This is a genomic window from Rhizobium sp. B230/85, assembly GCF_019355735.1.
Lineage (GTDB): Bacteria > Pseudomonadota > Alphaproteobacteria > Rhizobiales > Rhizobiaceae > Rhizobium > Rhizobium rhododendri.
Window position 1 is genome coordinate 3284587 of the sequence record NZ_CP072156.1, and the last position, 26278, is coordinate 3310864.

Consider the following 26278-nt stretch of genomic DNA (forward strand, 5'->3'; position numbering starts at 1 on the left):
GCATCTTCCGACCATATCAATTTGCGGATCTTTCCCATGCCAAGCTTCAAGACCCTCGACGATCTCACCGAAATTGCCGGCAAGCGCGTGCTTGTCCGCGTCGATCTCAACGTGCCGATGAAGGACGGAAAGGTCAGCGACACCACCCGCATCGAGCGCGTTTCCCCGACCATCCTGGAACTGTCGGCCAAGGGCGCCAAGGTCATTCTGATGGCACATTTCGGTCGCCCCAAGGACGGCCCGACACCGGAATTTTCGCTGTCGCAGATCGTCTCCTCGGTGAAGTCGGTGCTCGGCCACGACGTCCTTTTCGCCTCCGATGCCATCGGCGCACCCGCCACGGAAGCGATCGCCAAGATGAAGGACGGCGATATCCTGCTTCTCGAAAACACGCGTTTCCACAAGGGTGAGGAAAAGAACGATCCTGCCTTCATCCAATCGCTGGCAGACAATGGAGACATCTATATCAACGACGCCTTCTCGGCTGCCCATCGCGCCCATGCCTCGACCGAAGGTCTGGCAAAGCTGTTGCCGGCCTACGCCGGGCGGACGATGCAGGCTGAACTTGAAGCCCTCGAAAAAGGCCTGGGCAATCCCGTCCGCCCGGTAGTTGCCATCGTCGGTGGCGCCAAGGTGTCGAGCAAGATCGATCTGCTGATGAACCTCGTCAAGAAGGTCGATGCACTGGTGATCGGTGGCGGCATGGCCAACACCTTCATCGCCGCCCGTGGCACCGAAGTCGGCAAGTCGCTCTGCGAACATGACCTTGCCGATACGGCACGCCAGATCATGCTTGAGGCAGCCCAGTCCGGCTGCACCATCGTGCTGCCGGAAGACGGCGTGGTCGCCCGCGAATTCAAGGCCGGCGCTGCGAACGAAGTCGTCATCATCGACAGCATTCCAGCCGACGCCATGGTCCTCGATGTCGGCCCGAAGACGGTCGAGCAGATCAAGGCCTGGGTCGGTCGCGCCGAAACGCTGGTCTGGAACGGCCCGCTCGGCGCCTTCGAGATCACGCCTTTCGATGCAGCAACCGTGGCGGTCGCAAAGTTTGCCGCCGAATGCACCAAGTCGGGCAAGCTGACATCGGTCGCCGGCGGTGGCGACACGGTTTCGGCGCTCAACCACGCCGGCGTTTCCGACGACTTTACCTACGTTTCGACCGCCGGCGGCGCGTTCTTGGAATGGATGGAAGGCAAGGTCCTGCCGGGCGTTGCAGCGCTGGAAGCTCAAGCCAAGGCATGAGCTGCATGATGGCGGTTCGCCCGTCTAGTTGAAGTTTTGATGACCGTGAAAGCGAAAGCTTTCGCGGTCTTTTCGTTGGTGCTAGTGTAGCCGCAGACATTACAAACGATTGAATTCATTTCAATCGTTTCAGTAGCTTAACCTAGGATTTTCCTTTTAAAATTCTTCTGGTATCGCAGGTCCGGCAGTGTTGGGAGAGCATGAAAGGACCGAACGTCTTGGAGATGCAGATCCATTAGTTTGATCGATAGAGGCGTTGCCGGTCGGTCGTGAAATGAAACAACATCCGTGCGTGCGCAATGCGCCGCTTCGAGGGATAGGGAGTGAACTATGGTAGACGCGAAGATGTTGGACAAGATGAGCTCTGCACCGGGATTCATTGCGGCGCTGGACCAGAGCGGTGGTTCGACGCCCGGTGCGTTGCGTCTCTACGGCATTTCCGAGACCGACTACCAGGGCGACGATGAAATGTATCGCCTGATGCACGCCATGCGCGTCCGCATCATGAGCGCGCCTGCCTTTACCGGTGACAAGATTATAGCCGCCATCCTTTTCGAGCGGACCATGGACGGCGACGTCGACGGCCAGCCAGTTCCCTCATTTCTTTGGGAAAAGCGCGGCGTCGTGCCTCTCCTGAAGGTCGACAAGGGATTGCTTGCTGAAGAAAATGGCGTCCAGTTGATGAAGCCGATGCCGGAGTTGGACGCCCTCCTGAAGCGCGGCCGCGAAAAGGGAATTTTCGGCACCAAGATGCGCTCGGTGATCGGCAATGCCGACAAGGCCGGGATTGCCGCCGTCGTCAAGCAGCAGTTCGAGGTTGCCCGCCAGATCATCAGTCACGGCCTGATGCCGATCATCGAGCCTGAAGTCTCCATCAAAAGCGCAACGAAGACAGAGGCCGAAGCCATTCTTCGCGACGAAATCGCAAAGCAGCTCGATCTGCTGCCTGCATCCGAAACCGTGATGCTGAAGCTGACGATCCCCACGGTCGCCGATTTCTACGCTCCGCTCATCTCTCACAAGTCGGTCGTCCGGGTCGTAGCCCTTTCCGGTGGCTACAGCCGCACGGACGCCTGCGAGAAGCTCAGCCATAACCATGGCATGATCGCCAGTTTCTCGCGCGCGCTGACGGAAAACCTGCGCGTCACGATGAGCGACGCTGAATTCGACGCCAACCTGGCCGAAACGATCGATGAGATCTACTCAGCCAGCGTCAACAAGGCCTGATACTGTCCAGACGCGGCAAGCACTTGAAGGTTGTCTGACCGAATGCTCGTAGACTCCATGGCCCGGCTAGCCACAGCCGGGCCATTTCTATTGCTACATCAGCATCAGAGCGCTTCGCGAAACACCAGCGCGAACGTCCAGATAGCGAAGGCTAAAATCGCGATTTTCCAGAAGTCCGCGCGCCGCCGCAGCCCGGGCAAGCCGAGCGGCCGGATCAGATGCACCACCATCGCCAGAAGCAGCAGCAAGCCTATGAGTTTGGACATAAAATTCTCTGTTGTCTGGTCACGGCCACAGACAGGACATTTTTCTCCTCGAAAAACTGCCCTGAACTGGCCGACCGATGCCTGTCCCCGCCGTCTTATCTGATTTTTAAGCCTGATCAGCGGACAATAGGATATGAAAAGAAATATTCTGCCCGTCCTCGCGCTCCTGTTCGGAACCCTGTTCCTGTTCATGGGCAACGGCCTTCACAGCCTGCTGTTACCCGTTCGCGGCACCGCCGAGGGCTATGCAACGACGACGCTCGGCCTGCTCGGAACGACATGGGCAACAGGCTTCGTGCTGGGTTGCCTGACGGCGCCCAAGCTCGTCCGCCGGGTCGGCCATGTCCGCGCCTTTTCCGGCTTTATCGCCGTCATCGCCATCATCGCCCTGCTGACCGGCCTGATCGTCGATTCCGCCTGGTGGGTGGCGCTGCGGGCCGTCACCGGCTTCTGCACCGCCGGCACTTCGATGATCATCGAGAGCTGGCTGAACGAGCGCGCCACCAACGAAAGCCGGGGGGCGATCTTTTCGCTGTACATCGGCATCACCCTGATAGGCGCCGTCGGCGGCCAGATGATGATCCCCTTTGGCGACATCCATACGCCGATGCTCTTCATGGTCTGCGGCATCTGCTACTGCGTTGCCATGCTTCCCACGACGCTGTCCAACGCCGCCTCGCCGCAGCCCCTGAAGGCCATCAAGCTCGACCTCCCGGCCATCTACAGAAACTCACCCGTCTCGTGCATCGGCATCCTGCTCGTCGGCATCGCCAACGGTGCCTATGGGACGCTTGGTGCTGTCTTCGGCGCCCGTGCCGGCCTTGACGAAGGCAACATTGCCATCATGATGAGTTCGACCATTTTTGCCGGCGCGATGATGCAACTGCCGGCGGGCCGGCTCTCCGACCGCATCGACCGCCGCTACGTGCTGGCCATCATGGCCGCGATTGCTGCCGTCGATGGGCTGCTGTTGTTTATCTTCCAGCCCAGCACGCCCTATCTGCTGATCAGCCTTGTCATCGTCTACGGCGCTGCGGCCAACACGCTCTATCCGATCACCGTCGCCCATGCGAACGACTTCGCCTCGCCGGAGGAATATGTGAAGGTATCGGGCGGCCTGCTGCTGCTCTATGGGATAGGCACCATCATCGGACCGACCATGAGCGGCCCGATCATGTCTGCCATTGGCCCCTACTCACTGTTCCTCATCACCGCGATAGCCCATCTGGCGATCAGCGGTTATTCCATCTTCCGCAGCCGCCAGCGCGCCGCCATTCCAGCCGGGGAGCGCGATGCCTATACGAACATGCCGTCTGCGAATACGCAGATGATCACACCGGAAAGCATGTCGATGGCCAACCCCATGGACACGCCGACCGAAACGGACGATCCTGCCGTCAAATACGGATGAAGGAGAAACCGCGATGAGCCTGTTTGACGACGACCGGCCGAAAAAGCCGGGTATCCACGAGATCGGTAGCGATATCACTCTGCTGTCGGTCGATGAACTGAAGAAACGTATCTCTCTTCTTCAGGAGGAAATCGCCCGTCTCGAACTTGCCTGCAACGAAAAGGCCTCCGGTCGGAAGGCAGCCGAGAGCCTTTTCCGTTCCTGAAATTTACCCGCCGCCTCGGCAATCTGCATAGCAGCAAGTACAATTTCGGGGCGTCTTTAACTAAAAATTAAGCTTTATCATTCATTACTGTGAACATCCGGATTTTGTCTGGACTCAGACAGTTTTTCACCATTTGGCGAATTGGTCTGATTTTTCTCCCTGTTTCACCTTCAGAGCCGCTTTTTGCGGCTCTTTTTTTGTCTTTGCCTGCCGGCGCAGGCCAAGGAAACTGTGGAGATTAACCTTCTATTAAGAATCGACTTGCAGATCTGGGGTAAAACTACCATCTTGAAGCCAATCAGCGCCGCCTAATCGAAACCTTTTGCGACCTGCCGGCGTTACATAAGCAAAACTGACTGTCTGCAACAGGGACTACTCTGATGTCTGAACTTGGATTAAACACCGTTAGCTTTGCAGGTCGTGCCGCCTCGTCGTCGCAATTCAAGGCGCTGTATGCTGAGGGTATGTCCCTCGTGGAAGAAACAGCGGCTTACCTCGATGGTAACGGTCGTGCTGCCTCCAAGGTCCTGCCGCGCATGGCATCGGTGCTTTACGCAGCGGAATCCATGCGCCTTACCACACGTCTCATGCAGATGGCTTCTTGGCTCCTGCTGCAGCGTGCCGTCAACAACGGCGAGATGTCGCGCGACCAGGTCCTCACCGAAAAGAATAAGGTCCGCCTGGACGGTTTCAACGTCGACAAGACGGCGCCTGGCTGGGGTGATCTTCCGGAATCTTTCCGCGACCTCGTCGAGCGCTCTCTTCGTTTGCAGAACCGCGTAGCAATTCTCGATCGCGAGATCTATCGCCCTTCAGAGACTATCGTTCCGGACAACCAGAATAGCGTCAAGGCGCAGCTGAGCCTGCTCCAGACCGCTTTCGGCATGAACTGATCTGATCAGACCTCTCTTTCTTGGAAAGCCGGCCCGCTCATCGCGCGGCCGGTTTTTTGTTGTCAACCGCCTGGCGGCAGGACAAAGAAAAGCCCGGCAAAACCGGGCTCCTCAGAAACATAACGATAAAGCGGCGTATTAAACGCCGAGACCGCCGAAACGCTTGTTGAACTTCGAGATACGGCCACCGCGGTCCATCATCTGCTGATTGCCGCCGGTCCATGCCGGGTGCGACTTCGAGTCGATTTCGAGGTTCATCGTGGCGCCTTCAGAACCCCAGGTGGAGCGGGTTTCATATTCGGTGCCATCGGTCATGACGACCTTGATGGTGTGGTATTCGGGATGGATGTTTGCCTTCATAACAATATTCCTGCCATGCCAGGGTCCATTTGTCGCAAGCCATTGCAGCGACCGACCCGATTGAATAAATGAAGCCGCAGCAGATGGCGGCCACGGCTTCCAATTACGATGCGGTGCCTATACAGCAAGGCCACGCAGATAACAAGGGCCGATCAAGGCCCAAAGCCTGGCTTTACAGGGATAGGAGACGACGTGTCAGAAACGGGAGAGGCAGGCGCCAAGCCACGCAAATCCATTCGACCGCTCGGACGCCTGCTGCCCTATCTGCAGCGCTACCGTCGCATGGTTACGGGCGCCGTCATCGCTCTCGCGCTCGCAGCCATCACCTCGCTGGCCCTGCCGCTTGCAGTCCGCCGGCTGATCGACCACGGGTTTGCACAGAGCGACGGAACCTTCATCAACAGCTACTTCGTCATGCTGATGGTGATGGCCGTCGTTCTCGCCATGTCGAGTGCGCTGCGCTACTATTTCGTCATCACGCTGGGCGAACGCATCGTCTCCGACCTGCGCCGCGAGGTCTTCGACCATGTGACGCGCCTGTCCCCATCCTTCTTCGATATCAACCAGTCCGGCGAGATCATGTCGCGGCTGACCGCCGACACCACGCAGATCAAGTCGGCCGTCGGCGCTACCGCGTCTGTCGCCCTGCGCAACGTCATCCTCTGTTTCGGCGCCATGGGCATGATGATCTTCACCAGCCCGAAACTGTCAAGCATCGTGCTGATCGCCATTCCGCTGGTGGTGTTCCCACTGGTCGCGTTCGGCCGCAACGTCCGCAAGCGCTCGCGCGCCGCCCAGGACATGCTGGCGGACGCCTCTGCCTATGCCAACGAGACGATCGGCGCTACCCGCACCATCCAGGCCTTTAATGGCGAGAGCGCCGCTGCTGCCCGCTATGGCGGCGCCGTCGAGAACGCCTACGAGGCCGCTCGCTCGGCCGTCAAATCCCGCGCCCTGCTGACGGGCTTTGCCATCACCATGATTTTCGGCAGCGTGGTTGCCGTCCTCTGGGTCGGTGCCCAGAATGTTCTGTCAGGAACCATGTCGCCGGGAACGCTGAGCCAGTTCCTGCTTTACTCCGTCATATCGGCCGGATCGCTAGGCGCACTTTCGGAAGTCTGGGGCGAGCTTTCCCAGGCCGCCGGCGCCGCAGACAGAATCGGCGAACTGCTGACAGAACGCTCGGCCATCGCAGAGCCGGAATATCCCCTCCCCCTGCCGACGCCCCGCGTTGGCCGTGTCGAGTTCTCGGATGTGCATTTCGCCTATCCGTCGCGCCCCGGCAAGGCAGCCCTTCATGGCCTGTCCCTCGGCGTCCGGCCCGGCGAGACAGTCGCCATCGTCGGACCGTCCGGTGCCGGCAAGAGCACCATATTCTCGCTGATTCTGCGTTTCTACGACCCGCAGAGCGGCACCGTCTCTGTCGACGGTATCGATACCCGCCAGTTATCTCTCGATGCCCTGCGCTCGCAGATCGCCATCGTGCCCCAGGATGTAACGATCTTTGCGGCCTCTATCCATGACAACATCGCCTTCAGCCGCCCTGGAGCGACGCGCGAGGAGGTCCGTGCGGCCGCCATTGCGGCACAGGCGGATGAATTCATCAGCCGCCTCGACGAAGGCTATGACACGCCCACCGGCGAACGCGGCATCACGCTCTCTGGCGGCCAGCGCCAGCGCATTGCGATTGCCCGCGCCGTGCTCAAAAACGCCCCGATCCTGCTGCTCGACGAAGCAACGTCGGCGCTCGATGCCGAGAGCGAGATGCTCGTGCAGAAAGCACTCGACGACCTCATGGAAACCCGCACTACCATCGTCATCGCCCACCGGCTGGCGACTGTGCTGAAAGCAGACCGCATCCTCGTGCTCGATCATGGCCGCATCGTCGAGGAAGGCACCCATCAGAGCCTCGTCCAACACGGCGGGATCTACGCCAAGCTGGCCCGGCTGCAATTCGACACCGGCATCGAGCAGCGCCTGACCATGGTGAACTGACACCCCGGGCGACTGCGCGGAGGCTGAACCCTCTTCGCAAGGCTGCTCTCGCTTCGTGGCTTGCATTTTGCCGCCCGCTCCATCTTGACAGACCTGCATCTTTCAGGCGGCATTGCTAGGCGCTGCAAGCAGCCGAAAGACGAACGTCCAGACAGGGAGACGAGCATCATGTACAAATTTGAAGTCTACAAGGACAAAGCCGGCGAATTTCGTTTCCGGTTCAAGGCATCGAACGGCGAAACGATGTTCTCGTCGGAAGGCTACAAGGCAAAGGCCTCGGCCATGCATGCTATCGAATCGATCAAGAAGAACACACCCGGCGCCGACATCGACGACCAGACGAGCGCCACTGTCTGAGGCTGACGGTAGCCTTCCCGGAACAGCAAAGCCGGCGCCCGCGCGCCGGCTTTGCTTGATCATGTGTGTCGGTCAGGGAACCAGATCGCGCCGATTACTTCTCGGTCAACTTGAGCTCGATGCGCCGGTTGGTGGCGCGAGCCTCCGGCGTATCCCCCGGCGCAATCGGCTGGAATTCGCCAAAACCTGCCGCTACCAGCCGGTCCGCAGGAACACCTTGCGAGATCAGATATTTGACGACCGCGATGGCGCGCGCTGACGACAGGGCCCAGTTGTCGGCATACTTGCCGGTCCCGGACAGCGGCACATTGTCGGTATGACCGTCGACACGCAGCACCCAGTTGATCTCCGGCGGGATTTCCTTGGCAACGTCGATCAGTGCCTTTGCGAGCTTGGTCATTTCGGTCAAGCCCTGCGGGTTGAGATCTGCCCCGCCTGACGGAAACAGGACTTCCGACTGGAAGACGAAGCGGTCGCCGACAATGCGGATATTGTCGCGGTCGGACAGGATTTCGCGCAGGCGCCCGAAAAAGTCCGAACGGTAGCGGTTGAGCTCCTGAACCTTCTGGGCGAGAGCGACATTCAGCCGCCGACCGAGATCGGCAATCTTCACCTGCGAGGAATCGTCCTTGGCTTCCGATGCCTGCAGGGCAGCCTCGACCGCCGCGATCTGGTTGCGCAGCGCGGCAATCTGCTGGTTCAGCAGGTCGACCTGGCTGAGCGCTCGGCTGCTCGCCTGCTTCTGGTCGTCGAGCTGCTGCGTCAGGCTGCCAATCCTCGCCTGCGAGGCCTCAGTGCTGCCGGATCCGGCAGCCAGCAACGTCTGCAGCCGGGACTTCTCGCTTTGCGCCGAGGCCAGCGACGCCTGCAGGTTCGCAACGGAATCCTCGAGATCCTGCTTGCCGCTCTTTTCCAGCGCCAGCAGTTGCGTCAGCTCGTTGATCTGGCCGTTCAGCCGGGCAAGTACCTCGTCGCGACCGCTGAGCTGGCGGCTGAGGATGAACTGGCCGATGACGAATACCGTCAGCAGGAACATGATCGCCATCAGCAGCGTCGACAGCGCGTCGACGAAGCCGGGCCAATAGTCGATGGTTCGCTGGGTCCGGCGGTTGCGCGAGAGCGCCATGGCTACTTGCTCCCGGTCTTCTCAATGCTACCGATACGATCCGACAGCCGGTCCAGCGTCCGGCGCATCGACTTCGCCTCTTCCTGCTGCGCTTCGATCCAGTCCCGCAGCATCTGCTGCTCGTTGCGCATGTTCTTGACCAATCCCTGGATGCCATCGGCAAGGTTAGCCATGGCCGCGACCGATCGCTGGCCGCTGCCGCCTTCTTCAGCGATCTGGCGCATCTGTTCAGACAAGGCGCGGACATCATCCGCAGAGGCTCCATTGGTAGCGTCGGTCACGGACGACATGTCGGAACCTACATCGGTGACCGATGACAGCCAGTTTTCCAGTTCCGTGTAGAAACGGCTCTGCGCCCGCCCGGCCTGCAGGTCGAGGAAACCGAGGATCAGCGACCCGGAAAGACCGAGCAGCGAAGACGAAAACGCCGTACCCATGCCGACCAGCGGCGCGGCGAGACTTTCCTTCAGCGTGCCCAGGATGTCGCCACCCTCGGCCACATCGAGCGACTGGATGACCTTATTGATCGATCCGATTGTGCCGATCAGGCCCCAGAAGGTACCGAGAAGGCCGAGGAACACCAGCAGGCCGATCAGATAGCGCGAAATATCCCGGGATTCATCGAGCCGCGAGGCAATCGAATCGAGGATGGAGCGCAACGTTGCAGTCGAAAGCGACATCGACTTGCGGCTGCCGAGAAGCGCCCGCATCGGTGCCAGCAGTTTCGGGTTGAGGTCGACCTTGTCGGCATCGCCGACGACGCGGAACGAATTGAACCAGCGGACTTCCGGTCTGAGGGAAAGCACATGGTTGAAAACAAGGATGATGCCGACGACGAGAACGCCGAGGATCAGGCCGTTCAGGCCCGGATTGTGCATGAAGGCTTCCTGCCCCTGGCGGAACAGGATGGCGGCAATGAAGCCGACGATGATGAGAAAAAGGATCATCGTCCAGAAGAAGGCCATCGGGCTCGATAGCCTGTACGCGCGGCTCTGCATCGGATCGTCAGTCGACCCAAGATCCGATAATTTCACATTTTTCATGAATACCTCAGCCACCGCAGATTTTCCGCCTGCGAAGACTAGAGCATCATTGCGCCGAATTGAAGAGTATCGCCCCACAAAACATGTGCGTTGCGGTAGGCTATCCGACCGTCCTAAGCTGCGTGTTTTCTTGGCTTAACGGGTCGGGATCGGCCGTTTGACGACTTCCGACAGCGCCTTCTGGATGTACTCGTTGCCGCAGATGATCGAGCCTTTGGCAAGCATCTCGGTGCCGCCGTCGAAATCGGAAAGGAAGCCGCCGGCTTCGCGGATCAGGAGCACGCCGGCAGCGATATCCCAGGCGTTCAGCCCGGTTTCCCACATGCCGTCGAAGCGACCGGCTGCCACATAGGCCAGATCGAGCGCCGCAGAGCCCAGACGGCGAACACCGGAGACTTCACCCATGACATGGCGCAACTCGACGAGGAACTTGCCGTGACTGCCGCGACCCAGATGCGGTACGCCGCAGGTGATGACGCAATCCGACAGCACACGGCGGCCGGCAACACGCAGGCGACGATCGTTGAGGAAGGCACCGCCGCCACGCTCGGAGGTGTAGAGTTCATCCGTCGCCGGATTGAAGATGACGCCGGCGACGATCTCGCCGTTGCGTTCCAGGCCGATCGAAACCGCAAACAGCGGAATGCCGTGCAGGAAGTTCGTCGTGCCATCGAGCGGATCGACGATCCAGCGATGGGCACCGTCGGTGCCGATGATTTCCTGGCTTTCCTCACCGAGGAAGCCGTAGGTAGGCCGCGCCTTCATCAGCTCTTCGCGGATGATTTTTTCAGCCTTGAAATCCGCCTGCGAGACGAAATCGCCGGGGCCCTTGACAGAGACCTGCAGGTTCTGCACCTCGCCGAAATCGCGGCTCAGGGACTTGCCAGCCTTGAGGGCGGCCTGGACCATGACATTGAGAAGAGCAGAGCGAGCCATATGGCAATTCCTTGAAACACGAAAGACGCCATCCGGACCCGGATCAGGGTCCCGGCGGAGCGGGATCGGCGGCGCGATAAAGATTGGCGGCCTCAAGACCACAAAATCGTGCGCATTTCAAGGGCACAGCCGCATAGCTGCGTTGCGCCGCTCAAGGATCGTTAATTTAACGAGCCCGGATCCCGCCGCTAGAGGCGATTGCCAAATGCGGATGTCGCCGACGCGGGAAGCAGCGCGAGGCGCCAACCACGGTCTCTGCCCCTAGAACTTCTGCTGCGCAATCAGGATTTCGCGGGCCAGCTGGTCAAGCGGCAGGATACGGTCAACGCCACCATGGGCGATGGCTTCCTTCGGCATGCCGAAAACCACGCAACTCGCCTCGTCCTGGGCAACCGTATAGGCGCCGGCCTGCTTCATCTCAAGCATGCCGCGCGCACCGTCGTCGCCCATGCCGGTCATGATGATCCCCATGGCATTCGAGCCGGCAGCCCGTGCGGCCGACCGAAACAGCACGTCGACCGAAGGCCGGTGGCGGGAGACAAGCGGCCCCGGCTTTACAGACACCGAGTATCGGGCACCATGGCGTTCCAGAAGCATGTGCCGGTCGCCGGGCGCAATCAGCACGTGGCCCCGCAGGACAGGATCGCCGTCGACAGCTTCCTTGACCTCGACCTCGCAGAGGCCATTCAGCCGCTTTGCGAAGGCTGCAGTGAATTTCTCCGGCATGTGCTGGACGATGACCATGCCCGGCGCGTTCGCAGGCAGTGCCTCGAGCAGCGCACGCAGCGCCTCCGTCCCGCCCGTCGAAGCTCCAACGCAAACCACCATTTCCGTGGTCTTTGCCATCGCCCTGCCGGTTGGCGGTGGCAGCATGACGTCGGCCGTCAGCTTTGCTGCGGGAGCGCCAGCCCGTGCAGCAATTCCCTCGGCCGCCCGCTTGCTGCCCGGAATTCGAGCATGCGACGCGGCCTTGACGACCTCGCGGATCCGCATCGCTTCGTCGGCCAGATAGTCTGCAGCGCCGATCCGGGGCTTGAGGATGATATCGACGGCGCCCGCTTCAAGCGCCTGCAGCAAGGTCTCCGAGCCCGCCTCCGTCAGCGACGAGCACATGACGACCGGGATCGGCCGCTGCAGCATCAGCTTGCGCAAAAAGGTAATGCCGTCCATCCGCGGCATCTCGACATCGAGGGTGATGACATCCGGGATTTCCTCCTGGATCTTGCGTGCCGCCGCAAACGGGTCGGCAGCCACTCCCATGACTTCGATTTCAGGATCGTCGGACAGGATCGCGGTCAAGGTCTGCCGGACACTGGCGGAGTCATCGATAATCAGAACTCGAATTTTCTTTGGCATACCTTTTCCATGCATTTAGAGGCGCTGAAAGACCGTGTTTGACACCTGCTTCAAGGGCAGGTCGATGCCGGCAAGCGATTCCGAGTGGCCGATAAACAGATAGCCGCCCGGAAGCAGGCAGTCGCAGAGGCGGCCGATGACATCTGCCTGGGTGGGTTTGTCGAAATAGATGAGAACGTTGCGGCAGAAGATAATGTGCATGGGACCACCGACACCGTAGGACTTGTCCATCAGGTTCATCCGGCCAAAACCGACATGCGACCGCAAACGCGGCGCGATGCGCACCTCCCGCCGTTGCTGCTGCTTCGAGCTCATCACATATTTCCGGCGAAGATCGGCCGGCACCGGCTCGACGAGGCTGTCGGCGTAAATCCCGATACGGGCCGCCTCCAGCACGTCGGTGCTCAAATCTGTCGCAAGCACCGAATAGTCGACCCCGGGGACGCGTTCGGCAAACTCTGACAGCACCATCGCCATCGTGTATGGCTCGGCGCCTGTCGAGCAGGCAGAACTCCACGCCCGCAGCCGCCGTTCCCCGCGTTTGACGAGATCGGGCAAGGCCACGGCTTCCATGTATTCGAAGTGCTTCGGCTCGCGAAAGAAGTCGGTCTTGTTGGTGGTGACGGCATCGATCAGGTGCACCGTCTCGGTTTCCAGCCCCTCGCCGTTGAACAGGAAATCGCAATAGTCGTCGAAGGAAGTGATCCCCGTTGCCCGAAGGCGCCGGCGCAGGCGGCCCTCGAGCATCGTCAGTTTCGTTGTCGGCATCTTGATGCCGCTATACTCGTAGATGAACTGGGCAAGCTTTTCGAAATTACGCTTGCTGATATGATCGCCGAAAGCCTGGCTTTCCTGTTGGGCCACTCTCATCCGCTGCCCGCTCACGCTGCTTGGCCGGTGCGCGGGGAAAGCATCGCGGTGTCCTCGCGCGACAGCAATTGCGCCAGGTCGACGATGACGACGAAACCGTTCTCGCGGCGGACGACGCCGGCGATGTAGTCGGAACGCCAGCGAATGCCGATATCCGGAGCCGCTTCGATCTGGTCACGCAAGAACGGCGTTACCTCGAAAACCCTGTCTGCAACGAGGCCAAGCGTCAGGGTTTTCGGACCGATTGGAATGTCGAGAACCAGCACGCGGGTATGCGGTGTCGGGATGGTCTTCGACAGACCGAGCTTCAGCCTGAGATCGATGGTGGGTACCCCCTGCCCGCGCACATCGCGCAGGCCGAGAAGGTAATCCGGACCGTTGGGGATCTTGAAAGCCTCGGCATAATCGAGAATTTCGCGAACCACTTCGACCGGCACGGCGAAGACTTCCTCGCCGAGGCTGAAGGTGACGAATTGCGATTCGAGAGGTGCTGTGGCCATGATTATGCGCTTTCCTTGAAGTCCATGTCGCCATCGTCCGGGCCGCCCATGGAGAGATCGAGTGCGTAGCCCTTCAGCCGTGCCTGCTGGCCTGCGACCGTATTGCTTGCCTTCGAGCCCGGAGACTTGCGGGCGGAAGTGACCGGTGTCCGGGCGGTGGTCCGCACGGCAGGGGCACGGGTAGTTTTCTTCGAACCCTGGTCGACCTTGAAGAAGGCGATCGACGTCTGCAGTTCTTCGGCCTGGGCCGCGAGTTCTTCCGACGTTGCCGACATCTGCTCGGAGGCACCGGCATTCTGCTGGGTCACCTTGTCGAGCTGCTGGATCGCTTCGTTGATCTGCGAGGCACCGATATCCTGCTCGCGGCAGGCGGCACTGATTTCCGAGATCAGCTCGGCGGTCTTGCGGATATCCGGAACCAGGCGGCTCAGCATGTCGCCGGCTTCAGCGGCTGCCTTCACCGTATCGCTGGACATCGAGCCGATTTCGGCGGCAGCCGACTGGCTGCGTTCGGCAAGCTTGCGGACTTCCGAGGCGACGACTGCAAAGCCCTTGCCATGTTCGCCGGCACGGGCCGCTTCGACGGCTGCGTTCAGGGCCAGCAAATCGGTCTGGCGAGCGATTTCCTGGACGATGCCGATCTTCTCGGCGATGGTCCGCATGGCGCTGACGGCGCGGGTGACGGCTTCGCCGGACGCTTCCGCATCCTTGGCCGACTGGCGGGCGATCTTTTCCGTCTGCGCGGCATTGTCGGCGTTCTGCTTGATGTTCGAGGCCATCTCTTCCATCGCAGCCGAGGCTTCTTCGGCAGAGGCTGCCTGTTCGGTTGCGCCCTGGGAAACCTGCTCGGAGCTGGCCGAGAGTTCCTGGCTACCGGAGGAAACGTTATCGGAAGCGGACAGGGCATCGGCAACGACCCCACGAAGGCGGTCGACCATCTGCTCCAGTGCCATGCCGAGCGTATCCTTGTCCGACAGCGGCTTCGGCGCAACCGTAAGGTCGCCGTCCGAGATCTGCGATGCGATCGTCGCTGTGTTGCGAAGGTTCGCCGTCATCCGGCTCATAGAGGTCACCAGATCGCGGATTTCGTCGTTGCTTTTGTGTTCGATCTCCTGATCGAGATCGCCAATGCTGACTGCATCGGCAAGGCTTACCGCGCGCTTCAGGCCGCGCGAGATATTGAGCAATATCCAGAGCGCGGAAATGGACGCCACGATGATCAGTCCAATGGTCATCGAGACCAGAAGATTGCGCGAGGTGGCATACTGGTCGTTGGTGGCCGAATCCGTTTCGGCGACGTTGCCGGTGACGGTGCTGCTCAGCTTCGACAGGACCTGCAGAAGCTGGACGGTGATCTGCTGGCCTTCGCCCATCGAGATGGTGCCAGCCTGGCTGTTGGATTCGGTGGTATTTTCCTTTGCGAGGACGATGACGCGATCCTGCAACGGTAGCCATTTGCCATAGAGATCAGCAAACTGGGTTATGCCGTTGCGGACATCAGGGTCAGGCGATGTGGAAAGACGTTGCACCAGAGTTTTGACCAGTTCGCGCTGCTGCGTGACCTCGTCGACATAACCATTGATCTTGGATGGATCGGTGTTGATGATGGCGTCCTTTTCCGAGCGGATAGAGCGCAGGACGGCATCCGAAAGCTCTCCGGAATCGCGCAGGTTGGCAACGGGGCCTGCAACCATTTCAGAAATGTCGTTGTTGAGCGAGGACAGGTTGTAGATCGACAACCCGGCCATGGCGCAGGTGAGGAGGACGATGAAACCGAACACTAGGCTCAGCTTTAATTTGATCGTGAAACGCATGAGAAGGCTCCAAGCGGGTGGTGTTGTTCGGGACAAGCCTATGACCGGCGGCCACCAAGGCACGCCGGAAGTTGTTGATTAACTGAAGAGCTTGACATCTACTCCCGCGTCGAACGGCTCGAAGCCTTTCACGCATCCAACGGCCACATCCGTTGGCTCAGGCACTTTCGGGGCCGCGTGGACCCCGTATCGGGTTAGCCTCTCGGCTCAGGCGCTTTCGCGGAAGTCGTCGTCTTCTGCGTCAGGTCCGCCCATGGACATATCCAGTGCAAAACCCTTGGCACGAGCCTGCTGCGCGGCAATGCTCTGCGAGGACTTGCCGTAGGACGGTGCGATGGACTTTCGTGCCTGGGTGGGGGCGGAGACGACCTTCGTCGAAGCCCTCACCGGTGTCTTCTTCGAGGCCGAAGCCCTCGAGTTAGACGTCTCGACCTTGAAGAAGGCGATCGACGTCTGCAGCTCTTCGGCCTGGGCAGCCAGTTCTTCCGACGTTGCCGACATCTGCTCCGAGGCACCGGCGTTCTGCTGGGTCACCTTGTCGAGCTGCTGGATCGCTTCGTTGATCTGCGAGGCACCGATATCCTGCTCGCGGCAGGCGGCACTGATTTCCGAGATCAGCTCGGCGGTCTTGCGGATATCCGGCACCAGGCGACCGAGCATCTCACCGGCTTCGGCAGCTGCCTTCACCGTATCGCTCGACATCGAGCCGATTTCGGCGGCAGCCGACTGGCTGCGTTCGGCAAGCTTGCGGACTTCGGAGGCAACGACTGCAAAGCCCTTGCCATGTTCGCCGGCACGGGCGGCTTCGACGGCTGCATTCAGGGCCAGCAAATCGGTCTGGCGGGCGATTTCCTGGACGATGCCGATCTTCTCGGCAATGGTCCGCATGGCGCTGACAGCGCGTGTTACCGCTTCGCCGGAGGCTTCCGCATCCTTGGCCGACTGGCGGGCGATCTTTTCCGTTTGGGCGGCGTTGTCGGCGTTCTGCTTGATGTTGGAGGCCATCTCTTCCATTGCAGCCGAGGCTTCCTCGGCAGAGGCTGCCTGTTCGGTTGCGCCCTGGGAGACCTGCTCGGAGCTGGCGGACAGTTCCTGGCTACCGGCAGACACGTTGTCTGCTGCAGAGATCGCGTCGGCAACGACGCCGCGCAGGCGTTCCACCATCTGCTGCAGCGCGATACCGAGCGTATCTCTCTCCGACAGCGGCTTTGGCGAAACAGTCAGGTCGCCTTCCGCAATCTGGCCGGCGACATCAGACGTCGTCCGCAGGTTGGTGATCATGCTCTGCATGGCAAAGCCCAGCACGTCCTTGTCGGACAACGGCTGCGCCATGACCGACAGGTCACCCTCGGCGATCTTGCTGGCCATAGCCGCCGTGCCGCGCAGGTTGACAGCCATCCGGCTCATCGAATCGACGAGATCGCGGATTTCGTCATTGCTCTTGTGCTGGATCTCCTGGTTGAGATCGCCAAGGCTGACGGCATCGGCAAGGTTCACCGCGCGCTTCAGGCCACGGGAGATGTTGAGCAGTATCCAGAGCGCCGAAGCCAACGCGATGACGATCAATCCGGCGGTCATCGCCACGAGCAGATTGCGCGAGCTGGCATACTGTTCGTTCGTCGCTGTATCTGTTTCAGTCACGTTGCCCGTGACCGTGTCGCTGAGCTTCGCCAGCACCTGCAGAAGCTGCACCGTGATCTGCTGGCCCTCGCCCATGGAGATGGACCCGGCCTGGCTGTTGGATTCCGTAGTATTCTGCTTGGCAAGCCCGGTGACACGATCCTGCAACTGCACCCATTTGCCATAAAGATCGGTGAACTGGGTCATGCCGTTGCGGATATCCGGATCCGGCGAGGCGGAAAGACGTTGCACCAGCGACTTGATCTGATCGCGTTGCTGCGCGATTTCGTCGATGTAGCCGCCAATCTTCGTCGGATCTGTGTTGATGATGGCATCTTTTTCCGACCGGATAGAACGCATGACCGCATCCGAGAGTTCACCCGATTCCCGCAGGTTGACGACGGGGCCGGCCACCATTTCGGAGATATCGCCGTTGAGCGAAGACAGATTGTAAATCGATAGGCCGGCCATCGCGCAGGTGAGCAGGACGATGAAACCGAATACGAGGCTCAGCTTTAACTTGATCGTGAAACGCATGAGGAGACTCCAAGCGGGTGGCATTGATCGGGACAAGTCCTGTGACCAAAAGCCACTCAGGATCGCCAATTTTAGATCGGAGGTAAGAGCTTGACATCTACTCTCGCGTCGAACGGCTCTCGGCCCTTCGCGCATCCAACGGCCACATCCGTTGGCTAAGACATTTCAGGACAAGGTAATTTCCTGAATAAAAACGAGCGCATAAATACGTTGGGTCAGTGCGCCGGCGGCCTTAGTGGCCGCCGGTAACATTCGGTCCGATCAAGCGCTTTCGCGAAAATCGTCGTCGTGTGCATCCGGTCCGCCCATCGACAGGTCGAGTGCGAAACCCTTGGCACGGGCCTGCTGGGCGGCAACGCTGTTCGGCTTGTTGGCGACAGCAGGCCGGCGGGCATTTGCTGCAGCCATTGGCGCCTTGGCGAACGCCCGTACGGCGATCTTCTTGGCGGCAGGCTTGTGAGCGATGCTGTCGACCTTGAAGAAGGCGATGGATGCCTGCAGCTCTTCGGCCTGGGCCGCAAGTTCTTCTGACGTCGCAGACATCTGTTCCGAGGCGCCGGCATTCTGCTGGGTCACCTTGTCGAGCTGCTGGATCGCTTCGTTGATCTGCGAAGCGCCGATATCCTGCTCGCGGCAGGCCGCGCTGATTTCCGAGACCAGCTCGGCAGTCTTGCGGATATCCGGCACCAGGCGACCGAGCATTTCACCGGCTTCGGCCGCTGCCTTGACGGTATCGCTCGACATCGCGCCGATTTCAGCGGCAGCCGACTGGCTGCGTTCGGCAAGCTTGCGGACTTCCGAGGCGACGACTGCAAAGCCCTTGCCATGTTCACCGGCACGGGCCGCTTCGACGGCTGCATTCAGAGCCAGAAGGTCGGTCTGGCGGGCGATTTCCTGGACGATGCCAATCTTCTCGGCAATAGTCCGCATGGCGCTGACGGCGCGGGTAACGGCTTCGCCAGAGGCTTCCGCATCCTTGGCCGACTGACGGGCGATCTTTTCCGTCTGGGCGGCGTTGTCGGCGTTCTGCTTGATATTGGAAGCCATTTCTTCCATCGAAGCCGAAGCCTCTTCGGCGGAGGCAGCCTGTTCGGTGGCACCCTGCGATACCTGCTCGGAGCTGGCCGAGAGTTCCTGGCTACCGGACGAGACGTTGTCGGAAGCGGACAGCGCATCGCCGACCACGCCGCGCAGGCGTTCGATCATGACGTTGACGTTTCCGAGCATCTCGCCGATTTCGTCGCGGTTGGTGATTTCAGCGGTCTTTGTGAGGTCGCCTTCTGCAACATCGCGGACCACGGCGTTGGCACGGGCAAGACCCTTGCCGATCGTGCTGGCGATCCAGTAGGCGGTGATGGCAGCAATCAGCAGCGCCGCGCCGGCGACTGCCAGCATCATCATACGGATATGGGCATACTGAACGTCCGCATCGTCGTCCGCAAACTTCATCTTGACCTTTTCGTCCTCGAGCTTGTCGTTGAGGCTGGCTCCGATGGAGTTGGCGGTCTTGCGAGCTTCGCCGACAGAAACGGCATAGGCGCCTTCCTTGTCGCCGGCATTCAGCAGGTCGCGGATCTGGTCGTCGGCGCGGACGAACATTTGCGCCATCTTCTCGGTTTCGCCCCACGCTGCGCGGCTATCCGGCGACAGGATCTTGTTGAGCGACGCAAAATCGTCTGTCAGGGCCTTGCGGGCTACATCACCGGCAGCAATCGCCGCCTTGCTGTCTTCTGCTGTACGCGCTGCCAGCAGGTTCTTCTGCTGACGGATGATCTGCAGCTGATCGATATTGATCTGCTGTGTCAGCTCAAGCCGTGCGGCCGGTCCCTCGAGGACGTCGCTGATGGTGTCGTTGAAATTGCTTAGGCTCATGATGGCGTAACCGGAGGTGCCGATCAGCATGAGTATGATAAAGGCGAAGGCCCCCACCAGTTTGGCCTTGATCGTGAATCGCATAATATTGTCCCCTATATTTCGTCTCATGGCTGCCTTGGTCAGGCAGCCAGCGCGTGATCCCGTCGCGTCGCGAAAATGGCCTGCAGGTTTGGAAGGATGATGAATTCGCCGCCTCGCTTGACGAGGCAGCTGATGTAGTCCGGCCGCCAGCGCATGCCGACGCTCGGAGGCGCTTCGCTGGAGGCTTTCGCCAGCGTGGTGACTTCATTCACCTTGTCCGTTCGCAAACCGACCAGTGTCGGTTCGTCCTGGATCGTCAGGGAGATGACGACGATGCGGCTGTCGATGGTCGCTGCTGCCGCTTCCATGCCGAAGGCAAGGCGCAGATCGGCGAGCGGAATGACTTTGCCGCGAAAGTTGATGACGCTGGCAACGAAAGGCTGGCTTCCCGGCACCGCAGTTTCCGGCAAGAGATCGAGGATTTCCTGAACCATTGCCGCCTCGAGCGCAAATGTCTCGCCGTTCAGATCAAACGTCAGCACCTCGAGTTCGTCAGTGTCGTTCCAGTGATTATCGTTCTGAAGGGACTGGTTCATCCTGCTGCACGCAACTGCGCCTCCTGTTGCTGACCGGCGGCGACCAGGTGGACGACGTCGAGAATAAGCGCGACATTGCCGTCGCCGAGAATGGTGGCACCGGAGAATGTCGAGACATCCTGATGCAGCTTGGACATCGACTTGATGACCGTCTGGTGGTCGCCGATGATCTGGTCGACGACGAGACCAACCCGTTCCGTGCCGGTCGAGATGACCACCACCTTCTGATGCACATCCGGCTTGGTGCCGGTGCGGAACAGCTCGCGCAACCTGAGGAAAGGCACGAGGCTGTCTCGCAGCGAGATGAAGCTGCGACCGCGCGAGCGCAGATCCTCCTCCAGCGACAGTTCGAGGCATTCCTCGACCGCCGAAAGCGGAATGACATAGCGACCGGTGCCGACCCGCACGAGCAGGCCGTCGATGATCGCCAGCGTCAGCGGGATGCGCAAGGACACTTCCGAGCCCTGCCCGTCATGGCTGGTAACGTCGATGGCGCCGCGCAATGCCTCGACTGTCTTCTTGACTACATCCATCCCGACGCCACGGCCGGAAAGATTGGTGATCTGCGCCGCAGTGGAAAATCCCGGCGCGAAAATAAGCTGCAGCAGGTCGCTGTCGGACAGCACCTGGCCCGGCTGGATAAGCCCCGAGCTTTCAGCCTTGGCACGGACTCGCTGGCGATTGATGCCACGGCCGTCATCCTTGATCGAGATGATAACCTCGCCACCCGATTGCCGCGCCGACAGCGTGACTGTGCCGCCCTCGGATTTGCCGGCGGACAGGCGCTCGGCCGGCGGCTCGAGGCCGTGGTCGATCGAATTGCGCACCAGATGCACCAGCGGATCGGCGAGGCGTTCGATGACCGTCTTGTCGACTTCCGTGGTTTCGCCTTCCGTGATCAGCTCGATGACCTTGCCGGTCTCGCGGGCGAGATCATGCGTCAGGCGGCGGAAGCGGCTGAACAACGTTGCGACCGGCACCATGCGCAGTACCATCATCGTGTCGCGCAACTCGCCGGACAACCGTTCGATTTCTTCCGATACGGAGCGCAGTGCGAGATCGGAACTGGAATTGGCCAGTTGGCGCAGGCGTGACTGGGCGATGACGAGTTCGCCGACCCGATCCATCAGCTCGTCGAGCCGTTCGGCCGGAACGCGCACACTTTCGGATGCCTTGGCCTGCCGGGCATCGGTCGGAGCCGGCGATAGCGTCTCAGGCTTGGCGGGAACGAGCTCGGCAGCGGCCGGTGCTGGTGTAGCGACAGGCAACGACACCACCACGGCAGGCTGTTCGACAACCGCGACGACCGGAGCCGGGGCCGGCGCTGGCGTCTCGCTCAGCGTCTCGACCTCGAGCTGCATGTCGTCCATGACGAAAATGAACACGTCGTCGATGGCGGAGCGCGGCTGGTCGGAGGTCAGAAGCACCTCCCAGGAGAGGTGCAGTTCCGTCGGCACCAGCACGTCGAGCGGCGGAATTCCGGCGGTATCGGCAACGATCCGGCATTCGCCGAGATCGCGCAATTCATCGAGCAGACCGAGCGGGTTGGTGCCGTTGATCATCGCATTGTGCGGCAGGCTGAAGCGGATTCGCCAACGGTTCAATGGTTCCTTTGCAGCAGCCGCGACCGGCTCTGCGGATTTGCCATCGACGGCAGCGCGCAGCAGTTCCAGCAGGCGATCGCCGGCGGCCTGGTGATCGCCGTTCGGCGTCTCGACCAGGGCCCGCATGTGATCCTGCGCCGCCAGCACGGCGGCAACCAGTTCGGCAGTTGCCGGCACTTCGCCCTTGCGGACACGGTCGAAGGCGGTTTCGCAATGATGGGTAAACGCGGCCAGCGCGTCGAAGCCGAACATCGACCCGGAGCCCTTCAGCGTATGCAGTCCGCGGAACACCGCGTCGATCTGCGCCTTGTCGTCGAGCCTGTGGGTAAGGTCGAGGAGGCCGCTTTCGATCTGTTCGAAAACCTCGGCAGCTTCAATGCGGAAGACGGCAACCGGATCGAGCGTGTTCATCGGCCGAGTACCTTACGGGTTATCTTGATCAGGTTTTCAGGATCGAAAGGCTTCGTCAGCCAGCCGGTGGCACCGGCAGCCTTGGCGCGGGCCTTCAGGTCGGCATCCGATTCCGTCGTCAGGAAGATGATCGGCACGCCCATGTGCTCGGGCAGCTTGCGCAACTCCTCGATCATCGTCAGGCCGTCCATGACAGGCATGTTGAGATCGGTAATGATGAGATCGAATGCGCCGCCCTTGGCCTTGGCCAGTCCGTCCGAACCATCCACCGCCTCGGTCACGGTATAGCCGGCATTGGAAAGGGAGATCTTTGTCGTCATTCGAATGCTGGCGGAATCGTCGACCGTTAAAATGTTCGCAGTCATACTCGTACCTCTTGATGTAACCAGAATTGCGCGTCTTCCGCCGACTGGGCGTCGGTGAAACCACCGCGCTTCAATACCTTCAGCACCGACCCTGTCGCAGGAGCCGCCAGCCGCATCGTCTTGCCAGCGGCGCGGGCATCCATGCGGGCGGATTCAACCAGTTGGACAAAGCTAAGATCAGCCTCGGCATCCCCAGGGATCTCAAGCGTAATTTCCGGACTTTCCGTCAGGCGCATATGAATAATTCCATGCACTTCCGCGATATTCTTTATAACCAAAGAATTCGGAAGCTGCACAACGTCCTTATACTTACGATCCGCTGTCAAAATTGCCTCCTGAGTGGACAGATGCATAACCTCTGATAGAGGAATCTCATGACAGCCTTAACAGGCAGTAAACCCGGGTTGCACCGAAGCACAATTACAGCGAGTCCCCATGGTGCGATTTATTACCTGAAATAAATTGGGATTTAGTTTAAGCATTTCAGTAAAATTGAACAATTTCCGTTACTTATGGGATATTGCAATAAAGCTTAGTATAACTGATGAGTGATTGTTAACGATGCTTCGAGATCGATGCCGATACAACGTCTGCGAGTCACCGCAATTTACCGGAACTTTCCATCCTTGAGTCTAGTATTGAGCCACAGAAGACGAGATTCAAGTAAAGGAAGAACAATGACAAGTGGAACAGCTCTGGCGCATCGCCCTTTACAGATGCCGGTCGCCGACGTCCGCGACACATTGGAGTCGGCCCGCAATCAGGTCGAGAAGCGCTTCCTGGACGGCGGCGCAGTGCTGGTTTCGGTGATGGAGGTCATCAACGAGCTGCTTGCATCCCTCGATCGTCTGACGAAATCACTGGACAGCGATGGCACGAGCGACACGGCGGCGGATCTGCTGCAGACCGTGACGACGCTGGTCGACCTGCCCGACCTCGAAGCCAGGCGCCAGGAGAATTTTGCGGTCCTGTCAGCGGCCGGCGCCGTGCTGAGCACCCATGTCATGGATATGCAGGAAACCATGCGCTACCTGCGCACTTTTGCGATTACCGTGAAGATTACCGGCGCCGGCATTGCCGAATTCGGCGGCTTCGCGCAGGAGATACTCGAGCGGATCCAGTCCGGCACCAACGAGGTCAACAGTTTCGCCGACCAGCTGACCACGCTGGAGCGAGACCTCAAGGTTGCGATGAATGTTGGGGCAACAACGACCAAGGACTATGGCCACACCATTCCGAAAGTCGTCGATGCTCTTGAGAAGGACGTAAAAACCATCGCCAGCCACCGCAAGGATCTTGCAGCGATTGCCGGCCAGGTCGGCGCTATCGCCCGCGGGGTCCAGGGCAAGGTCGCCTCCACCCTGTCTGCGCTACAGATCGGCGACATCACCCGCCAGCGTATCGAACACGTACAGAGCGCCTTCACCTTTCTCGAGGAATTCCTTGAAACCGAGGAAGGCCGCGCACTCGACAACGATGCACGCTACCGCCTCGAAAACCTCATTCACCACCTGACGGCGGCGCAAATGCGCGACATGGTCGAAGACTTCCAGCGAGAATCCCGCAATGTCGTCCAGACGATCACCAGCTTCAGCCACGATACCCAGGAAATCCTGAAACTGCGCGATGACATGAAGGGCAGCGGCGAGGAAACCGGCGGCAATTTCATGCGCACGCTGGAAGACAGCGTCTCCACCGCCCTTGGCATCGTCAAGCAGGTGGAAACGGCGCGCACGCAGACAAACCGGATCAGCCAGTCCACCCTCGACACCACATCCAACCTTTTGAAAAGCATCGCCAACATCCGCGCGGTCAAGACCGACATCCACTATATGGCGCTGAATACCAACCTGCGCTGCAGCCGCATGGGCGAAGAAGGCCGTTCGATCAACGTCATCACCGCCGAACTGCGCATCTTCGCAGCCAAGCTCGACGATTCAGCAGACTCCCTCGTGACAGGCCTTTGCGATCTGGAGACTGCCGGCAATGGCGTCGCCTCGACCCATGAGGCCAACGCCCGCCGCCTCGACGAACGGCTTGGCGGCGCTGTCGGCAATATCCGCGCCGGCGCCGACGTCATGGAGAAGGAACTGGCTATCCTGTCCGAGCACGGGCGCGAAGTCGCTACCAAGATCAGCCTGTCGCTCAGCAAGCTCGACTTCCAGAACGACCTCGGAGAGATCCTCGCCACCTGCGCCGATACACTGAGCGATCTGGCAGGCCCGCAGCAGCCCGACGTCAGCGACCTTGCCGACAGCCTGGGGCCGGTCGCAGCCCGGATCCTGAAGGTCTACACCATGGCGCAGGAACGCAATGTCCACCACGACATCGTCCCGGCCCAGAGCGGCGCCATCCTGCATGTCGTTGAAACAGCGTCCGCCACGAACGACGAGGACCTGTTCGAAGACGCGCTTTTCTAGGGCAAGGCCGGCTATAAAATGACGACGTGGGGTATCGAACGCGCGTCTCACCCAGTGTGAACGCTTTGGGCGAACTCAGCGCGCGCTGCGGAATTTGTTGGCCGCGTTGATCGCGGCCTTCTGCTGGTCGTCCTCGATCCCGAGATAGAAATCCTCGAGTTCGGGATCCTTCAGTCCGGCGCGGCGCGAAATGACGTACCATTTGGCAGCCTCGACCGCATCCTGGGGCGTTCCGAGCCCGTTGATATAGAGGTGAGCCAGCTTGTTCTGCGCCACCACGTTGCCGCGATAGGCCGCGACCTTCATCCACTTGAAACCTTCTTCGAGCTCGGTCTTGCCACCGACGCCGTTGATCAGCCAGACCCCCATGTCCAGCTGCGCCGTGTCGAAGCCGGCATTCGCCGCCCGCGCCAGCCACATGCGCGCCTGTGCCTTCTTCTCCGGCGGTACGCTTTCAAGCGACATATAGAGTTGCGAAACGGCGTATTGTGCATCCGCGATGCCCTGGGCGGCAGACTTTTCGTAATAGGGCAATGCCAGCTCGAGGCCCTTGATACCAGCGTTGTCGGCAGTCAGACTCTGTGCCCAGTTAAACTGCGCCGTCGGCTCGCCGGCATCGGCTGCTTTTTTCATCCACTGATCGGCCGACTTGCGGTCACGCGGGACATCGCGGCCTTCCATCTGCGCCAGGGCAAATTTGAACATCGCCGTAGGATTTCCGCCTTCCGCTGCCTTGCCATACCAGAAGGCGGCGTTCTTGCTGTCGCGCCGGACGCCCAGTCCCTGCGACAGCAATTCGGCGATCAGCGTCTGTGCCGCCGGATCGCCGAGTTGGGCGCGCGGCAGGGCTTTCTGGAATGCCGTGAGATAGTAGCCACGCTGAAAGGCACCATAGGCCTCGTCGACCACGCCCGTATAAGGCTTTTCCGGCGGAAGCGCCGGCAGGCCTACGCCCATGCGATCGAGGACGCCGATGCCACCCGAAGGCTTGGTTGCCTTGGGATCGGCAGGCACAGGTGCTGCCTCGCCGCCTTTCTTGAAAGGCTGTGGCTTCGGCTCGTTCGAGGGTAAAATGTGCTCGGTCGGAAAAGCCCCGACATTAGGGGAATTCGAGACCCCGTCCGCAGCAGACTGCGCTCTTGCCATAGGGGGAAGAACAGCAAACCCGGTGAGGAGCGCCAGAAACAGCAAGGGCGGATGATAGCGGTGCGAGATCGACATGAAC

The 26278-nt window shown here is 60.3% G+C and carries 23 protein-coding genes and 2 pseudogenes; 8 read left to right on the forward strand and 17 right to left on the reverse strand.

What is annotated here, in order from left to right:
- Window positions 1-36: 36 nt before the first annotated feature.
- Complete coding sequence (pgk, locus tag J5289_RS15815) at window positions 37-1245, forward strand: phosphoglycerate kinase (protein WP_209184835.1); 1209 nt, start codon at window positions 37-39, stop codon at window positions 1243-1245.
- 330 nt (window positions 1246-1575) lie between these two features.
- Window positions 1576-2472, forward strand: a complete 897-nt coding sequence (locus J5289_RS15820; RefSeq protein WP_142830677.1) for a fructose bisphosphate aldolase — start codon at window positions 1576-1578, stop codon at window positions 2470-2472.
- A gap of 104 nt (window positions 2473-2576) precedes the next feature.
- Here J5289_RS15820 and J5289_RS15825 read toward each other — a convergent pair whose 3' ends face one another.
- Entirely contained in the window at window positions 2577-2738 is a 162-nt protein-coding gene (locus J5289_RS15825) for a hypothetical protein (protein ID WP_162854775.1), read from the reverse strand.
- Between the two features lie 133 nt (window positions 2739-2871).
- Here J5289_RS15825 and J5289_RS15830 point away from each other — a divergent pair, with 133 nt between their 5' ends.
- The 3 genes from J5289_RS15830 to J5289_RS15840 all read left to right on the forward strand — a co-directional run bounded on the left by J5289_RS15830 (window position 2872) and on the right by J5289_RS15840 (window position 5247).
- Window positions 2872-4149 (forward strand): MFS transporter, encoded by a 1278-nt coding sequence (locus tag J5289_RS15830; RefSeq protein WP_209184836.1) that lies wholly within the window; start codon window positions 2872-2874, stop codon window positions 4147-4149.
- Window positions 4150-4162: 13 nt separating this feature from the next.
- Window positions 4163-4354: a DUF1192 domain-containing protein gene (locus tag J5289_RS15835; RefSeq protein ID WP_209184837.1), complete on the forward strand. Its 192-nt coding sequence runs from the start codon at window positions 4163-4165 to the stop codon at window positions 4352-4354.
- A gap of 380 nt (window positions 4355-4734) precedes the next feature.
- Window positions 4735-5247, forward strand: a complete 513-nt coding sequence (locus J5289_RS15840; RefSeq protein ID WP_111222385.1) for a DUF1465 family protein — start codon at window positions 4735-4737, stop codon at window positions 5245-5247.
- A 138-nt stretch (window positions 5248-5385) separates the two neighbouring features.
- Here the strand turns inward: J5289_RS15840 and rpmE are convergent, their stop codons facing one another.
- Window positions 5386-5607, reverse strand: coding sequence for a 50S ribosomal protein L31 (gene rpmE / locus J5289_RS15845; RefSeq protein WP_111222384.1), 222 nt, complete (start codon window positions 5605-5607; stop codon window positions 5386-5388).
- Window positions 5608-5715: 108 nt separating this feature from the next.
- Between rpmE and J5289_RS15850 the strand changes: the two genes are divergently transcribed.
- Both J5289_RS15850 and J5289_RS15855 read left to right on the forward strand, forming a co-directional pair.
- Window positions 5716-7602, forward strand: a complete 1887-nt coding sequence (locus J5289_RS15850; RefSeq protein WP_209184838.1) for an ABC transporter transmembrane domain-containing protein — start codon at window positions 5716-5718, stop codon at window positions 7600-7602.
- A 168-nt stretch (window positions 7603-7770) separates the two neighbouring features.
- Window positions 7771-7959: a YegP family protein gene (locus tag J5289_RS15855; protein ID WP_142830673.1), complete on the forward strand. Its 189-nt coding sequence runs from the start codon at window positions 7771-7773 to the stop codon at window positions 7957-7959.
- A gap of 94 nt (window positions 7960-8053) precedes the next feature.
- On the opposite strand, the gene J5289_RS15860 is transcribed toward J5289_RS15855, so the two are convergent.
- From J5289_RS15860 to J5289_RS15920, 14 genes and pseudogenes are all read right to left on the reverse strand, one after another.
- Window positions 8054-9085 (reverse strand): peptidoglycan -binding protein, encoded by a 1032-nt coding sequence (locus J5289_RS15860; protein ID WP_142830672.1) that lies wholly within the window; start codon window positions 9083-9085, stop codon window positions 8054-8056.
- Between the two features lie 2 nt (window positions 9086-9087).
- Window positions 9088-10128 (reverse strand): MotA/TolQ/ExbB proton channel family protein, encoded by a 1041-nt coding sequence (locus J5289_RS15865; RefSeq protein ID WP_209184839.1) that lies wholly within the window; start codon window positions 10126-10128, stop codon window positions 9088-9090.
- Between the two features lie 135 nt (window positions 10129-10263).
- A complete protein-coding gene (locus J5289_RS15870) occupies window positions 10264-11064 on the reverse strand; it encodes an inositol monophosphatase family protein (RefSeq protein ID WP_111222379.1) in 801 nt (266 codons plus the stop codon).
- A 261-nt stretch (window positions 11065-11325) separates the two neighbouring features.
- A complete protein-coding gene (locus tag J5289_RS15875; RefSeq protein ID WP_209184840.1) occupies window positions 11326-12420 on the reverse strand; it encodes a chemotaxis response regulator protein-glutamate methylesterase in 1095 nt (364 codons plus the stop codon).
- Window positions 12421-12435: 15 nt separating this feature from the next.
- Entirely contained in the window at window positions 12436-13290 is an 855-nt protein-coding gene (locus tag J5289_RS15880) for a protein-glutamate O-methyltransferase CheR (RefSeq protein ID WP_209184841.1), read from the reverse strand.
- Between the two features lie 11 nt (window positions 13291-13301).
- Window positions 13302-13790 carry a chemotaxis protein CheW gene (locus J5289_RS15885; RefSeq protein WP_142830663.1) on the reverse strand — a complete coding sequence of 163 codons (489 nt, stop codon included), beginning with the start codon at window positions 13788-13790 and terminating at the stop codon, window positions 13302-13304.
- Between the two features lie 2 nt (window positions 13791-13792).
- Window positions 13793-15604: a methyl-accepting chemotaxis protein gene (locus J5289_RS15890; RefSeq protein ID WP_209184842.1), complete on the reverse strand. Its 1812-nt coding sequence runs from the start codon at window positions 15602-15604 to the stop codon at window positions 13793-13795.
- Between the two features lie 207 nt (window positions 15605-15811).
- Window positions 15812-16846 (reverse strand): annotated as a pseudogene (locus J5289_RS29835) (methyl-accepting chemotaxis protein); the annotation flags it as partial.
- 198 nt (window positions 16847-17044) lie between these two features.
- Window positions 17045-17896 (reverse strand): annotated as a pseudogene (locus J5289_RS29840) (MCP four helix bundle domain-containing protein); the annotation flags it as partial.
- Window positions 17897-18022: 126 nt separating this feature from the next.
- The gene (locus J5289_RS15900; RefSeq protein WP_209184844.1) at window positions 18023-19717 is read right to left on the reverse strand and encodes a methyl-accepting chemotaxis protein; all 1695 of its coding nucleotides are present in this window, start codon (window positions 19715-19717) and stop codon (window positions 18023-18025) included.
- A 38-nt stretch (window positions 19718-19755) separates the two neighbouring features.
- Window positions 19756-20253, reverse strand: coding sequence for a chemotaxis protein CheW (locus J5289_RS15905; protein WP_142830656.1), 498 nt, complete (start codon window positions 20251-20253; stop codon window positions 19756-19758).
- Window positions 20250-22268 carry a chemotaxis protein CheA gene (locus J5289_RS15910; RefSeq protein WP_209184845.1) on the reverse strand — a complete coding sequence of 673 codons (2019 nt, stop codon included), beginning with the start codon at window positions 22266-22268 and terminating at the stop codon, window positions 20250-20252. The genes J5289_RS15905 and J5289_RS15910 overlap by 4 nt, the downstream gene beginning before the upstream one ends.
- The gene (locus J5289_RS15915; RefSeq protein WP_111222370.1) at window positions 22265-22633 is read right to left on the reverse strand and encodes a response regulator; all 369 of its coding nucleotides are present in this window, start codon (window positions 22631-22633) and stop codon (window positions 22265-22267) included. Before J5289_RS15915 ends, J5289_RS15910 begins: the two co-directional genes overlap by 4 nt.
- Window positions 22630-22959 carry a hypothetical protein gene (locus J5289_RS15920; protein WP_247749173.1) on the reverse strand — a complete coding sequence of 110 codons (330 nt, stop codon included), beginning with the start codon at window positions 22957-22959 and terminating at the stop codon, window positions 22630-22632. The genes J5289_RS15915 and J5289_RS15920 overlap by 4 nt, the downstream gene beginning before the upstream one ends.
- 351 nt (window positions 22960-23310) lie before the next feature.
- Between J5289_RS15920 and J5289_RS15925 the strand changes: the two genes are divergently transcribed.
- Window positions 23311-25053, forward strand: coding sequence for a chemotaxis protein (locus tag J5289_RS15925; protein ID WP_209184847.1), 1743 nt, complete (start codon window positions 23311-23313; stop codon window positions 25051-25053).
- A gap of 75 nt (window positions 25054-25128) precedes the next feature.
- Here the strand turns inward: J5289_RS15925 and J5289_RS15930 are convergent, their stop codons facing one another.
- Complete coding sequence (locus tag J5289_RS15930) at window positions 25129-26274, reverse strand: SEL1-like repeat protein (RefSeq protein ID WP_247749174.1); 1146 nt, start codon at window positions 26272-26274, stop codon at window positions 25129-25131.
- Window positions 26275-26278: the final 4 nt, after the last annotated feature.